The following is a 13,400-nucleotide window of genomic DNA, read 5'->3' on the forward strand; positions in this document are numbered from 1 at the left end:
GGGTTGCACCAGAAGTAGCTAGTCTAACCTTCGGGAGGACGGTTACCACGGTGTGATTCATGACTGGGGTGAAGTCGTAACAAGGTAGCCGTAGGGGAACCTGCGGCTGGATCACCTCCTTAATCGACAGATCTCGACATTCTTCAAGCACTCACACGAATTACTTGATTCCGAAAGAAAGGCGATTAGGTCTGTAGCACTAAGCAACAGGTAGCAGGCCGAGATAATTGGGTCTGTAGCTCAGTTGGTTAGAGCGCACCCCTGATAAGGGTGAGGTCGGCAGTTCGAATCTGCCCAGACCCACCAATTGTCGAGGTGTCAGGTCTGAACGGGGCCATAGCTCAGCTGGGAGAGCGCCTGCCTTGCACGCAGGAGGTCAGCGGTTCGATCCCGCTTGGCTCCACCAGGACGGCCCAGGGGCACCATCGCCAGTACTCGATAAGAGTTCATACATGAATGATTCCGCCAGGCGGGATGATTGATGTCTGATCTTTGATCAGTCGCTCTTTAACAATGTGGAAAAGTGATAGAAGTAAGACAAGACATAACGGGTGTTTCACTGCACACGTTATGGCTAAGGTAACTTGTAATCTCAAGTGCAAGTTCCGGATTGTCGTGAAATCATGTCAAGACCTATGGCTGCCAGCAATCAGCGCAAGCAGATTGTTTGGGGTTATATGGTCAAGTGAATAAGCGCATACGGTGGATGCCTTGGCAGTCAGAGGCGATGAAAGACGTGGTAGCCTGCGAAAAGCTTCGGGGAGGTGGCAAACGACCTTTGATCCGGAGATCTCTGAATGGGGAAACCCACCCAGCATAAGCTGGGTATCACACACTGAATACATAGGTGTGTGAGGCGAACCCGGGGAACTGAAACATCTAAGTACCCGGAGGAAAAGAAATCAACCGAGATTCCCCAAGTAGTGGCGAGCGAACGGGGAGCAGCCCTTAAGCGGCATTGAGTTTAGTGGAACGCTGTGGAAATGGCGGCCATAGTGGGTGATAGCCCCGTACACGAAAGACTCTTTGCCGTGAAATCGAGTAGGTCGGCGCACGTGAAACGTTGACTGAACATGGGGGGACCATCCTCCAAGGCTAAATACTCCTGACTGACCGATAGTGAACCAGTACCGTGAGGGAAAGGCGAAAAGAACCCCTGTGAGGGGAGTGAAATAGATCCTGAAACCGTATGCGTACAAGCAGTGGGAGCCGACTTGTTCGGTGACTGCGTACCTTTTGTATAATGGGTCAGCGACTTATATTCAGTGGCGAGCTTAACCGTCTAGGGGAGGCGTAGGGAAACCGAGTCTTAATAGGGCGTTTAGTCGCTGGGTATAGACCCGAAACCGGGCGATCTATCCATGGGCAGGTTGAAGGTGCCGTAACAGGCACTGGAGGACCGAACCGACTACCGTTGAAAAGTTAGCGGATGACTTGTGGATAGGAGTGAAAGGCTAATCAAGCTCGGAGATAGCTGGTTCTCCTCGAAAGCTATTTAGGTAGCGCCTCGTGTATCACCACTGGGGGTAGAGCACTGTTTGGGCTAGGGGGTCATCCCGACTTACCAACCCCATGCAAACTCCGAATACCAGTGAGTGCGAGCACGGGAGACACACGGCGGGTGCTAACGTCCGTCGTGAAAAGGGAAACAACCCAGACCGTCAGCTAAGGTCCCAAAGTTATGGTTAAGTGGGAAACGATGTGGGAAGGCTTAGACAGCTAGGAGGTTGGCTTAGAAGCAGCCATCCTTTAAAGAAAGCGTAATAGCTCACTAGTCGAGTCGGCCTGCGCGGAAGATGTAACGGGGCTCAAACCATACACCGAAGCTACGGGTGCATCGTAAGATGTGCGGTAGAGGAGCGTTCTGTAAGCCTGTGAAGGTCAATTGAGAAGTTGGCTGGAGGTATCAGAAGTGCGAATGCTGACATGAGTAACGACAATGGGAGTGAAAAACTCCCACGCCGGAAGACCAAGGGTTCCTGCGCAACGTTAATCGACGCAGGGTGAGTCGACCCCTAAGGCGAGACCGAAAGGTGTAGTCGATGGGAAACGGGTTAATATTCCCGTACTTCTGGTTACTGCGATGGGGGGACGGAGAAGGCTAGGCCAGCACGGCGTTGGTTGTCCGTGTTTAAGGTGGTAGGCTGATTTCTTAGGTAAATCCGGGAAATCAAGGCCGAGAACTGATGACGAGTGTTCTTTTAGAACATGAAGTGGTTGATGCCATGCTTCCAGGAAAAGCCTCTAAGCTTCAGGTAACTAGAAATCGTACCCCAAACCGACACAGGTGGTCAGGTAGAGAATACCAAGGCGCTTGAGAGAACTCGGGTGAAGGAACTAGGCAAAATGGCACCGTAACTTCGGGAGAAGGTGCGCCGGTGAGGGTGAAGGACTTGCTCCGTAAGCTCATGCCGGTCGAAGATACCAGGCCGCTGCAACTGTTTATTAAAAACATAGCACTCTGCAAACACGAAAGTGGACGTATAGGGTGTGACGCCTGCCCGGTGCCGGAAGGTTAATTGATGGGGTTAGCTTCGGCGAAGCTCTTGATCGAAGCCCCGGTAAACGGCGGCCGTAACTATAACGGTCCTAAGGTAGCGAAATTCCTTGTCGGGTAAGTTCCGACCTGCACGAATGGCGTAATGATGGCGGCGCTGTCTCCACCCGAGACTCAGTGAAATTGAAATCGCTGTGAAGATGCAGTGTATCCGCGGCTAGACGGAAAGACCCCGTGAACCTTTACTATAGCTTTGCACTGGACTTTGAATTTGCTTGTGTAGGATAGGTGGGAGGCTGTGAAGCGTGGACGCCAGTTCGCGTGGAGCCAACCTTGAAATACCACCCTGGCAACTTTGAGGTTCTAACTCTGGTCCGTTATCCGGATCGAGGACAGTGTATGGTGGGTAGTTTGACTGGGGCGGTCTCCTCCTAAAGAGTAACGGAGGAGTACGAAGGTGCGCTCAGCACGGTCGGAAATCGTGCGTAGAGTATAAAGGCAAAAGCGCGCTTGACTGCGAGACCAACACGTCGAGCAGGTACGAAAGTAGGTCTTAGTGATCCGGTGGTTCTGTATGGAAGGGCCATCGCTCAACGGATAAAAGGTACTCCGGGGATAACAGGCTGATACCGCCCAAGAGTTCATATCGACGGCGGTGTTTGGCACCTCGATGTCGGCTCATCACATCCTGGGGCTGAAGCCGGTCCCAAGGGTATGGCTGTTCGCCATTTAAAGTGGTACGCGAGCTGGGTTTAGAACGTCGTGAGACAGTTCGGTCCCTATCTGCCGTGGACGTTTGAGATTTGAGAGGGGCTGCTCCTAGTACGAGAGGACCGGAGTGGACGAACCTCTGGTGTTCCGGTTGTCACGCCAGTGGCATTGCCGGGTAGCTACGTTCGGAAAAGATAACCGCTGAAAGCATCTAAGCGGGAAACTTGCCTCAAGATGAGATCTCACCGGGGACTTGATCCCCCTGAAGGGCCGTCGAAGACTACGACGTTGATAGGCTGGGTGTGTAAGCGCTGTGAGGCGTTGAGCTAACCAGTACTAATTGCCCGTGTGGCTTGACCATATAACACCCAAACAATTTGGGCCTATGGCTTGACGCATTGAACGACAGTCTGGAACTGCACGAGATTACCGTTACCCCTTGTCCCAACACTATCACTTTTCCCACCCTTTACGCCGTGTGGATTAACAGCCGCATAGCAACGAATTGCTTGACGACCATAGAGCATTGGAACCACCTGATCCCATTCCGAACTCAGCAGTGAAACGATGCATCGCCGATGGTAGTGTGGGGTTTCCCCATGTGAGAGTAGGTCATCGTCAAGCGCTATACCGAAACGCCCCGATCTGGAAACAGGTCGGGGCGTTTCTTTTGGCGCGGGAAAACCTCGGGCTGCGGGATTGCTCCTGTCCCCGGCACTCCGGTCTGCCCACAAACGACCACTCGTACCTATCTGCCCACCGCGCATGCGGTATAATTTGCCTGTTTACAACTTGGGCACCGAGGAGACAGGCAGATGGGTCAGGATCGCGTCATCATTTTCGACACCACCTTGCGTGATGGTGAGCAGAGCCCCGGTGCGTCAATGACCCGGGAAGAGAAGCTGCGGATCGCCAAGGCGCTGGAAAAGCTGCGGGTGGATGTTATCGAAGCCGGTTTTGCCATTGCCAGTCCCGGTGACTTCGAGGCGGTGAAGAGTATTGCCAACAGCATCCAGGACAGCACCGTCTGCAGTTTGGCTCGCGCCGTCGATGCCGATATCGATCGCGCTGCCGAGGCGCTGGCGAACGCCAATTCCGGTCGCATTCATACCTTCATCGCCACCAGCCCGATCCACATGGAACACAAGCTGCGCCTGCAGCCGGATCAGGTGATTGAGCAGGCGGTGCGGGCGATCAAGCGTGCGCGCAATCTCTGCGCCGATGTGGAGTTCTCTTGTGAAGACGGCGGCCGTTCGGAAATCGACTTCCTCTGTCGTATCATCGAGCAGGCGATCAAGGCAGGCGCCCGTACCATCAATATCCCCGATACGGTGGGGTATGCAATCCCCCATCAGTTTGCCGAGACCATTCGCCAGATCATCGAACGCGTCCCCAATGCCGACCAGGCGGTCTTCTCCGTTCACTGCCACAACGACCTTGGACTGGCTGTGGCCAACTCCCTGGCGGCAGTGACGGCCGGCGCCCGGCAGGTGGAGTGCACCATCAACGGTCTGGGCGAGCGGGCCGGTAATGCCTCCTTGGAAGAAATCGTCATGGCGATCAAGACCCGCCAGGATGTGCTGGGGGTGCACACGGGTATCGTGACCGAACATATTCTCAGCACCTCCCGGCTGGTCTCCAGCGTCACGGGATTTCCCGTGCAGCCGAACAAGGCGATTGTCGGCGCCAACGCCTTTGCCCATGAGTCGGGCATACACCAGGACGGTGTCCTCAAGCACCGCGAGACCTATGAAATCATGAGTGCCCAGTCAGTCGGCTGGCATGCCAACAAGCTGTCCCTGGGTAAGCTGTCTGGCCGCAACGCCTTCCGGACTCGCCTGCAGGAGTTGGGTATCGAGCTGACTGATCAGGCAGAATTGAACGCAGCTTTCGCGCGCTTCAAGGAGCTGGCGGACAAGAAGCACGAGATCTTTGATGAGGATCTGCAGGCGCTGGTATCCGATACCGTCACCGATGTGGCGGAGCGGATGCGGTTGGTGTTCCTGGAAGTTACCTCCCGCACTGGCGATACGCCCGTCGCGACATTGACGGTAGAGCTGGATGGCGCAGAGCGTCAGGCATCTGCCTCAGGCTCTGGCCCGGTGGATGCAGCTTTCCGGGCGCTGGAGCAGATCGCTGACTCCGGTGCCACCCTGCAACTGTACTCGGTCAACGCGATTACCGAAGGGACGGACTCCCAGGGCGAAGTGACCGTTCGCTTGGAGAAAGGCGGGCGCATTGTGAACGGCAATGGTGCCGACACCGACATCGTTATCGCGTCTGCCAAGGCCTACATCAACGCTCTCAACCTGATGCACTCGGACAGCCCCAAGGCGCACCCGCAGGTAGAAGGTATCTGATGCTGGAGTCAACACGCCTCGATTATCTTGCCGCCATGGGCGTGGTCGGCTGGGTGCCGCGCCAGGTGTTGCCCCATGCCGCTTATCGTGTTCCTCCGGTACTTCCGGAGCCCCCGGAAGAGGGCGAGCCGCTGGCGACTGCCGGCAAGAGTGCCGCGGTGATCGATATCGCACCCACGAGCGCAGCGGGGCCCGCCAGGGCGCGGGTGGTGGTGCGTCCTACCCGGCCGGCACCGGTAGCTCCTACTCCGGTTGCCGCGGCACCGGTCGAGCCCGAAGCCAAGCCGGTACCGCTGGATCCTTTCTATCTGCAGCTGTGGATGGCCGGTCCATGTGCCTTGCTGGTCGAGGTGCCCGAGCCGGGCCTGGAAAGCGCGTCGCCCGGGTTGCGATTGCTCAAGGATATATTGCGTGCCGTGCAACTGCCGCAAGCGCCCCATCTGTATGCCGACTTTCGCTGGCCGTTGAGTAGGAATCTGCAGCTGGATCGCAGTGCCCGGGCAGCGAGCCTGGCGCTGCAGGCCTTCATGCAGGGCCGTCTGGAAAACGAGCCGGTGGTATCCATCGGCTGCTTTGGTACTCATCCCGGCCTGCTCATAGGGCCGGAGCTGGATGCCGAGAACCTCCCCTATGACCGTGAAGAGGCTCTGGAGCAGTTGCCGCCAGCCTGGTTCGCCCCGGATCTGGATGCTTTGATGAAGGATTCCGCCGGCAAGGCTCGGCTATGGCAGCAGCTCAAGCGCGTGATGTCCCGCTGGCAGGTGCAACAATGACAGAACCGGTATTTCGTCCGATGACCGAATCGGATGTGGAAGCAGTACTTGCCATCGAATTCGCCGCCTTCAGCCATCCCTGGACGCGGGGGATCTTTCTTGACTGTGTCACCTCGGGCCATGAGTGCTGGTTGATGTACCTGGGCAATCAGCAAGTCGGGCACGGTGTACTGTCGGCAGCGGCGGGGGAATCCCATCTGCTGAACCTGACCGTGAAGCCAGAGAATCAGTCCAACGGACTGGGCGGCAAACTCCTGGCCCATCTGATGGAGCGGGCCAAGGCGCGGGAGGCGGAAGTCGCCTTTCTTGAAGTCCGGGAGTCCAACCATCCGGCTATCCGGCTCTATGAAAACTTCGGCTTTAATGAAATCGGCCGGCGACGCGACTATTACCCCGCTGTTGGCGGTCGTGAAGATGCGTTGGTCATGGCCTATTCGCTAATCGACTGAGCTCGTGCTCAGTCCCGTTCCGAGCTGTTTATGTCTGCGCGCCACTGGGCCGTTATCGGTCTGATGATCACGGCCCTGAGCTGGGCTGGCAACGCCCTTATTGCCCGTGCCAGCGCCGGCATGCTGCCTCCCATCGGCCTGTCGTTCTGGCGTTGGAGCGTGGCTCTGGTGCTGTTGTTACCGTTCACCCTACGGGGGCTATGGCAGTACCGCAGGCTATTGCTGGATAACGGGCTGCGGATTGCGGTGTTGGCGGCCCTCAGTATTTCGTCCTACAACACGCTGCTGTACCAGGCTGCGCAAAGCACCAGTGCCATCAACCTTACCCTGGTAGGCACCGGGTTGCCGGTGTCAGCGTTCTTCTGGTCGATGCTGTTGCTGCGTCAGGTGCCCGCCCGAGCGACGGTAGGCGGAACCCTGCTGGGGCTCTGCGGACTGCTGCTGATCCTCACCGGAGGGCAGCCGGCGCGGCTGTTAGCCCTGCACTTCAATGACGGTGACCTGATCATGCTGGCAGCCGTCCTGTCCTGGGGGTTATATACCGTGTTGCTGCAGCGGTGGGTGATGCCCGCGCCGGGACTGGTGCTGATGGCTGCCATGCTGCTCTGCGGTGTGCCGCTGCTGGCCCCGTTCTTTCTCTGGGAACTGGCCCAGCTGGGCCCGATGCCGGTGACCTGGCCGGCGGCCGGGGCGGTGGGTTACACCGCCGTGTTTGCTTCCCTGGTGGCCTATGTGGCGTGGAACCATGGCGTCAAGGTATTGGGCCCGTCGACCGCTTCCCTGTTCAGCTACCTGGTGCCTGCCTTCACCGCCTTGCTGGGGGTCGCGCTGTTGGGTGAGCAGCTCTATTGGTACCACCTGGCTGGTGGTGCGCTGACCTTCCTCGGACTGCTGGTGGCTACCCGCTGGCGTTAGGTCATGAGTCCGAAGTGAAGGAGCGCGCCGCGAGAGGCGGCTATCCGCTGCGCCTGGGGAGTGATTTATCTGTGCAGCAACTGGAAAAGCAGAAACAAAAAAGGCCTAGCCGAAGCTAAGCCTTTGAAAAAGGTTGGTGGCTACACCTGGACTTGAACCAGGGACCCCAGCATTATGAATGCTGTGCTCTAACCAACTGAGCTATGTAGCCATCCGAGGCGCGCATTATTCCGAGAAGCGGGATTGTTGTCAAGGGGTGGCGTGGCTAATTGGTAAAATTTTCAACCGCTTAGCCTGATGGGTGTGGCGATAAGGGCAGCGGGGGGCGCAGCCGGCGTAGCCCGGCAGGCGGTCGGCTATCTTACAGCAACCATTCGATCGGCAGCAGCGATAACAGCCATATCCCGCCGCGTTTCAACAAGCCGGTGTTGGGCTCCTGGTCATGGCGTACTTCGCCTTCGTCGAAACGCTCGATCCAGACCAGGCGGTCCTTGGCGTCCAGCTGAACATCATAGGCGTTGGCCGGAATGCTGGTATCGAAGGCCTGGTGAACAGCCTGGGCCAGCGCCGGGCTGTCAATGACGAAGCCGAGCTCGGTGTTCAGGTGCATGGAGCGGGGGTCGAAGTTGAACGAGCCGACGAAGACCCGCTCGCCGTCCACCGCAAAGGTCTTGGCGTGCAGGCTGGAGCCGGAACTGCCGAAGGGCCCGGCGCTCTCGTTGCGTTCCCGATGGGGGGAGAGACGACGCATCTCGAACAGCTGCACGCCGCCTGCGAGCAAGTCGCGGCGTCGTTTGGCATAGCCGGCGTGTACCGCTGCCACATCGGTGGCGTCCAGCGAGTTGGTCAAAATGCGAACATCGATGCCTTGGTTAACTAGCGCAGTAAAGGCCTCGACGCCCGCAGCGGTCGGTACAAAATAGGGCGAGACAAGTACTACGGCGCTGCGCGGCCGCTCCAGGATCTGGCCTAGCTGGTGCGTCAGCAAGCCCTCTGGCTTCGCCCCACCCAGCCCCTTGGCCGGATCGTCGGTGACCATGCGGGTCGTGGCCCATTCCAGCGGCAGGTCGCCTGCCAGCAGTTGGCGGCTGAAGTCGGAGCGAGCCACTGCCGCGACGTAGGCGGCGGCCTGGCTATCCATCTCGACCAAGGCGGCTTTCTGGCTCAACTGTTCCAGATGCCGGGCCGACACCGGGGGCAGGATGTGTTCCACCGGATAGACGGAGCCGCTGGCCCAGTAGCGGTCGAAATCCATCGAGACGTCCCCGACGATCGGGCCGACCGCCAGCACATCCAGGTCGGCGAACAGGATGCCGTCGGTAGCACCGAAGTATTCATCGCCGATATTGCGACCACCGATGATGGTTGCCTGATTATCGGCGGTGAACGACTTGTTGTGCATGCGCCGGTTGGCCCGGGGGAAGTCGGTGATATACCCCAGCCACTTGGGGTTGCGGACGATGAACGGGTTGAACAGGCGCACCTCGATCTGCGGGTGCAGGGCCAGTGCGGCCAGCTCCGTATCCAGGCCCGCGGTGCCGTTGTCATCCAGCAGCAGCCGGACCCGTACGCCCCGGTCCGCAGCGGCGTGCAGCTCCTCCAGCAACAGGGTGCCGGTCATGTCGCCATGCCAGATGTAGTACTGCACGTCCAGGGTGCGCTCTGCAGTCCTGGCCAGTAGCACCCGCGCAGCGAAGGCGCCGTGCGGGTCGGAGAGGGCGTGGATGCCGCTCTGGTCGGGATGTGCGGCCACTTCGGCGGCCAGGGCCTGGCCGAGGCGTGTAGTGCGGGCGCTGTCGGGATCCAGGGCGACGGATTCGGTCAAGTTCTGCGCCGGCAGACTGCAGCCGGAAAGCAGGCCGATACTGAGCAGCAGGGCGGGCAACCATCTGTGCGGTTGGGAGAAAGCGAAGTGCAGCATGGCGGTGATCGTCTCGCGTGGCCGCCACCGAGGGGGCAGGACAGGGCAGTATATCCGGCAAACGGCGGCGCAAAAAAGAAACCCCTTGGGACGGTCATCGCAAGGGGTTATCTGGTCAAGCAGTCCGCGTCAGACGTTGAATCTGAAGTGCATCACATCGCCGTCCTTGACGATGTATTCCTTGCCTTCCAGACGCCATTTACCGGCTTCCTTGGCGCCAGCTTCGCCGTTGTACTGGATGAAGTCGTCGTAAGCCACCACTTCGGCGCGGATAAAGCCCTTCTCGAAGTCGGTGTGGATGACGGCGGCGGCCTGGGGCGCGGTGGCGCCGACCTTGACGGTCCAGGCGCGGACTTCCTTGACCCCGGCGGTAAAGTACGTCTGCAGGTTGAGCAACTCGTAACCGGCGCGGATCACCCGGTTCAGGCCTGGCTCGTCCATGCCGATGGCTTCGAGGAACATGTCCTTCTCTTCGCCATCGTCGAGTTCGGCGATTTCCGCTTCGATCTTGTTGCACACCGGCACCACGATCGCGCCTTCGGCGTCGGCAATGCCGCGCACGATATCCAGATAGGGGTTGTTGTCGAAGCCGTCCTCGGCGACGTTGGCGATGTACATGACCGGCTTGCTGGTCAGCAGATGGAAGCCCTTGATCAGCTTCTTCTCGTCATCGGCCAGGTCCTTCATCAACGTGCGGGCCGGTTTGCCTTCGCTGAAATGCGGGATGAGCTTCTCCAGCAATGCCTTCTGGGCTACGGCTTCCTTGTCGCCGCCCTTGGCGTTGCGGGCGACGCGCTGCAGCTGCTTCTCACAGCTGTCGAGGTCCGCGAAGATCAATTCCAGATCGATGATCTCGATATCGCGCTTGGGGTCGACGCTGTTGGAGACGTGGATGACGTTGTCGTCATCGAAACAGCGCACCACGTGGGCGATGGCGTCGGTCTCGCGGATGTTGGCCAGGAACTTGTTGCCCAGGCCTTCACCCTTGGACGCACCCTCGACCAGGCCGGCAATATCCACGAACTCCATGGTGGTCGGCAGCACCCGCTCAGGTTTGACGATGGCCGCCAGGGCGTCCAGGCGCGGGTCAGGCATGGGGACCACGCCGCTGTTGGGCTCGATGGTGCAGAACGGGAAGTTCTCGGCACCGATGCCGGCCTTGGTCAGGGCGTTGAACAGGGTGGATTTGCCGACGTTGGGCAGTCCGACGATACCGCAATTGAATCCCATACTGGTGTCCTCTGCCGTGGTGGCGGCGAAATGAAGTCAGGCTTTGAAACTGTGCAGGCGCTGCATGACGCGGGTCCAGTCGCCGGCGACCATGCCAGGCAGTTCGGTCAAGGCCTCGTCGATACAGGCATCCAGTGCCTGCTGTTCGGCCTTGGGCGCCCGGCCCAGGACAAAACCGGTTACCTGCGAGCTGTGGCCGGGATGACCGATGCCCAGGCGCAGGCGGTGGAAAGCATTCTGATTCCCGAGACTGGCGATGATGTCGCGCAGTCCGTTGTGTCCGCCATGACCCCCGCCTTTCTTGCATTTCACCACGCCGGGAGGCAGGTCCAGCTCATCATGAGCGACCAGGATTTCCTCGGGGATGATGCGATAGAACCCGGCGATGGCGGCGACAGCCTGGCCACTGCGGTTCATGAAGGTGGTGGGGATGAGTAGGCGAACATCCTGACCGTTGATGGTCAGGCGGCCGGTAAGGCCGAAAAACTGTTTTTCCGGGCGTAATGCCTGGTTATGTGCGGCTGCGAGGCGCTCAACAAAAAGGGCGCCCGCGTTATGCCGGGTCATGTCATATTCCGGTCCGGGATTGCCGAGACCGACGATCAACTTGATTCCGTGCGTCACAACGGGCGCCCTCTAGGGTTTCAGCAGGAGATTACTCCGCTGATTCCTCACCTTCACCAGCTTCGTCATCAGCAGCGGCAGCAGTACGCTGGGCCATGATGTTGACGACCGGCAGGTTGTGGTCATCACCCAGCGCCAGGCTCGGGATGGTCACGCCTTCCGGCAGTTTCAGGTCTGCCAGGTGCAGAACCTGGCCAACTTTCAGTTCCTGCAGGTCGACTTCGATGAAGTCGGGCAGGTCCTTCGGCAGGCAAGTTACTTCGATTTCCGGCAGGTTACGGAAGACCATGCCGCCTTCCTGCTTCACGCCAACGCAAGTTTCTTCGTTGATGAAGTGCAGGGGTACGTGGACGGAAACCTTCTGACCGGCAACGATGCGCTGGAAGTCAGCATGCATGACGCGCGGCTTGGCCGGGTGACGCTGCAGTGCCTTGAGCAGCACTTCTTCCTTCTTGCCATCAACGGACAGGCCGATGATGGAGGAGTAGAAAGCTTCGTTTTCCAGCGCCTTGTTCAGTTCGCGAGCGGCGATGGAAATGCTCTGCGGCTCCTTGTTGCCACCGTAAACGATAGCCGGGACCAGATCAGCGTTACGACGCAGGCGGCGGCTCGCACCTTTCCCCAGGTCATCACGCGCATTCGCATTCAAAGTGAAGTCGACCATGTGTAGTCTCCTTGCTGAGCGTCCGGGCACTTGCGACCAGCGCGTCGGACGATTGATAAAACCCGGCATCATTGCCGGGCTGTTTGAATCAGTGCGCGTCCTTAACGGAACATCGCGCTGATGGATTCTTCATTGCTGATACGGCGCATCGCTTCGGCGATGATGGGGGCCATGTCCAGCTGACGGATGCGCTCGCAGTGATCGGCGGCGGGGGTCAGGGGAATGGTGTTGGTCACCACCAGTTCGTCGAGGACCGAGCCGTTGATGTTCTCGATCGCCTTGCCCGACAGGATCGGGTGGGTACAGTAGGCCGATACCCGCGTGGCGCCGTATTCCTTCAGGGCCCGCGCCGCTGCACACAGGGTGCCGGCGGTGTCGACCATGTCATCCACCAGGATGCAGTTGCGGTTTTCCACGTCACCGATGATGTGCATCACTTCCGACTGGTTGGCCTTGGGCCGACGCTTGTCGATGATCGCCAGGTCCACACCCAGGGATTTGGCAACGGCGCGCGCGCGCACCACACCACCGATATCCGGGGAAACGATCAGCAGGTTGTCCAGGCGCTGATCCTGGATGTCATCGATGAGGACCGGCGAGCCGTAGATGTTGTCGACCGGGATATCGAAGAAACCCTGGATCTGGTCGGCGTGCAGGTCAACGGTCAGTACCCGGTCGACACCCACCACGTCCAGCATGTCGGCAACGACCTTGGCGCTGATCGGCACACGGGCTGAACGGGGACGGCGATCCTGGCGGGCATAACCGAAGTAGGGGATCACGGCAGTGATGCGGGAGGCCGAGGAGCGGCGCAGGGCATCGGTCATGACAACCAATTCCATCAGATTGTCATTGGTGGGTGCGCAGGTGGGCTGGATGACGAAGACGTCCTTGCCGCGCACATTTTCATTCAATTCAACGCTGACTTCGCCGTCGCTGAAACGACTAACCAACGCGTCACCAAGGGGGATATGCAATTGACGCACGACGCGTCGTGCAAGATCGGGGTTCGCATTCCCGGTAAAAACCATCATCTTGGACACGCTGCAATACCTTCTGGGTAGTGGTCTGTGCGATGAGTCAGTGAGAGAGCCGGGCGAGCAGAAACACGCCTGGCCGGTCAAGCCGGACTCAAGATGTCATGAATTATTGCTGCCGGAGAAAATGGCAGGGGCGGCTGGATTCGAACCAACGCATGGCAGGATCAAAACCTGCTGCCTTACCGCTTGGCTACGCCCCTGTAACTGTCCGGATGC

At 59.0% G+C, this 13,400-nt stretch carries 9 protein-coding genes, 4 tRNA genes and 3 rRNA genes; 9 read left to right on the forward strand and 7 right to left on the reverse strand.

What is annotated here, in order from left to right; translation table 11 throughout:
• The 9 genes from VG99_RS00005 to VG99_RS00045 all read left to right on the forward strand — a co-directional run.
• Nucleotides 1-122, forward strand: a 16S ribosomal RNA gene (locus tag VG99_RS00005); the annotation flags it as partial.
• A gap of 107 nt (nt 123-229) precedes the next feature.
• Nucleotides 230-306, forward strand: a tRNA-Ile gene (locus VG99_RS00010).
• Between the two features lie 24 nt (nt 307-330).
• Nucleotides 331-406 (forward strand) — tRNA-Ala (locus VG99_RS00015).
• Between the two features lie 273 nt (nt 407-679).
• Nucleotides 680-3,569 (forward strand): 23S ribosomal RNA (locus VG99_RS00020).
• A 147-nt stretch (nt 3,570-3,716) separates the two neighbouring features.
• A 5S ribosomal RNA gene (rrf, locus tag VG99_RS00025) occupies nt 3,717-3,832 on the forward strand.
• Nucleotides 3,833-4,023: 191 nt separating this feature from the next.
• Entirely contained in the window at nt 4,024-5,568 is a 1,545-nt protein-coding gene (locus VG99_RS00030; protein ID WP_044497536.1) for a 2-isopropylmalate synthase, read from the forward strand.
• The gene (locus VG99_RS00035) at nt 5,568-6,341 is read left to right on the forward strand and encodes a hypothetical protein (protein ID WP_052508636.1); all 774 of its coding nucleotides are present in this window, start codon (nt 5,568-5,570) and stop codon (nt 6,339-6,341) included. The genes VG99_RS00030 and VG99_RS00035 overlap by 1 nt, the downstream gene beginning before the upstream one ends.
• Nucleotides 6,338-6,790, forward strand: a complete 453-nt coding sequence (gene rimI, locus VG99_RS00040; protein WP_044497540.1) for a ribosomal protein S18-alanine N-acetyltransferase — start codon at nt 6,338-6,340, stop codon at nt 6,788-6,790. The genes VG99_RS00035 and rimI overlap by 4 nt, the downstream gene beginning before the upstream one ends.
• A 30-nt stretch (nt 6,791-6,820) precedes the next feature.
• The gene (locus VG99_RS00045) at nt 6,821-7,705 is read left to right on the forward strand and encodes a DMT family transporter (RefSeq protein ID WP_044497542.1); all 885 of its coding nucleotides are present in this window, start codon (nt 6,821-6,823) and stop codon (nt 7,703-7,705) included.
• A gap of 134 nt (nt 7,706-7,839) precedes the next feature.
• Here VG99_RS00045 and VG99_RS00050 read toward each other — a convergent pair.
• The 7 genes from VG99_RS00050 to VG99_RS00080 all read right to left on the reverse strand — a co-directional run bounded on the left by VG99_RS00050 (nt 7,840) and on the right by VG99_RS00080 (nt 13,384).
• Nucleotides 7,840-7,916 (reverse strand) — tRNA-Met (locus VG99_RS00050).
• Between the two features lie 150 nt (nt 7,917-8,066).
• Nucleotides 8,067-9,626: a phospholipase D family protein gene (locus tag VG99_RS00055; RefSeq protein ID WP_044497544.1), complete on the reverse strand. Its 1,560-nt coding sequence runs from the start codon at nt 9,624-9,626 to the stop codon at nt 8,067-8,069.
• Between the two features lie 129 nt (nt 9,627-9,755).
• Nucleotides 9,756-10,856 carry a redox-regulated ATPase YchF gene (gene ychF, locus VG99_RS00060; protein WP_044497546.1) on the reverse strand — a complete coding sequence of 367 codons (1,101 nt, stop codon included), beginning with the start codon at nt 10,854-10,856 and terminating at the stop codon, nt 9,756-9,758.
• 36 nt (nt 10,857-10,892) lie between these two features.
• Nucleotides 10,893-11,423, reverse strand: coding sequence for an aminoacyl-tRNA hydrolase (pth, locus tag VG99_RS00065; protein WP_044501316.1), 531 nt, complete (start codon nt 11,421-11,423; stop codon nt 10,893-10,895).
• An 88-nt stretch (nt 11,424-11,511) separates the two neighbouring features.
• On the reverse strand, nt 11,512-12,144 hold the full coding sequence (locus VG99_RS00070; protein WP_044497548.1) for a 50S ribosomal protein L25/general stress protein Ctc: 633 nt from the start codon (nt 12,142-12,144) through the stop codon (nt 11,512-11,514).
• Between the two features lie 101 nt (nt 12,145-12,245).
• Nucleotides 12,246-13,187 (reverse strand): ribose-phosphate pyrophosphokinase, encoded by a 942-nt coding sequence (locus tag VG99_RS00075; protein WP_044497550.1) that lies wholly within the window; start codon nt 13,185-13,187, stop codon nt 12,246-12,248.
• 122 nt (nt 13,188-13,309) lie between these two features.
• A tRNA-Gln gene (locus VG99_RS00080) sits at nt 13,310-13,384 on the reverse strand.
• Between the last annotated feature and the right edge of the window lie 16 nt (nt 13,385-13,400).

The organism is Pseudomonas saudimassiliensis, assembly GCF_000939975.1.
GTDB classification, from domain to species: Bacteria; Pseudomonadota; Gammaproteobacteria; order Pseudomonadales; family Pseudomonadaceae; genus Halopseudomonas; species Halopseudomonas saudimassiliensis.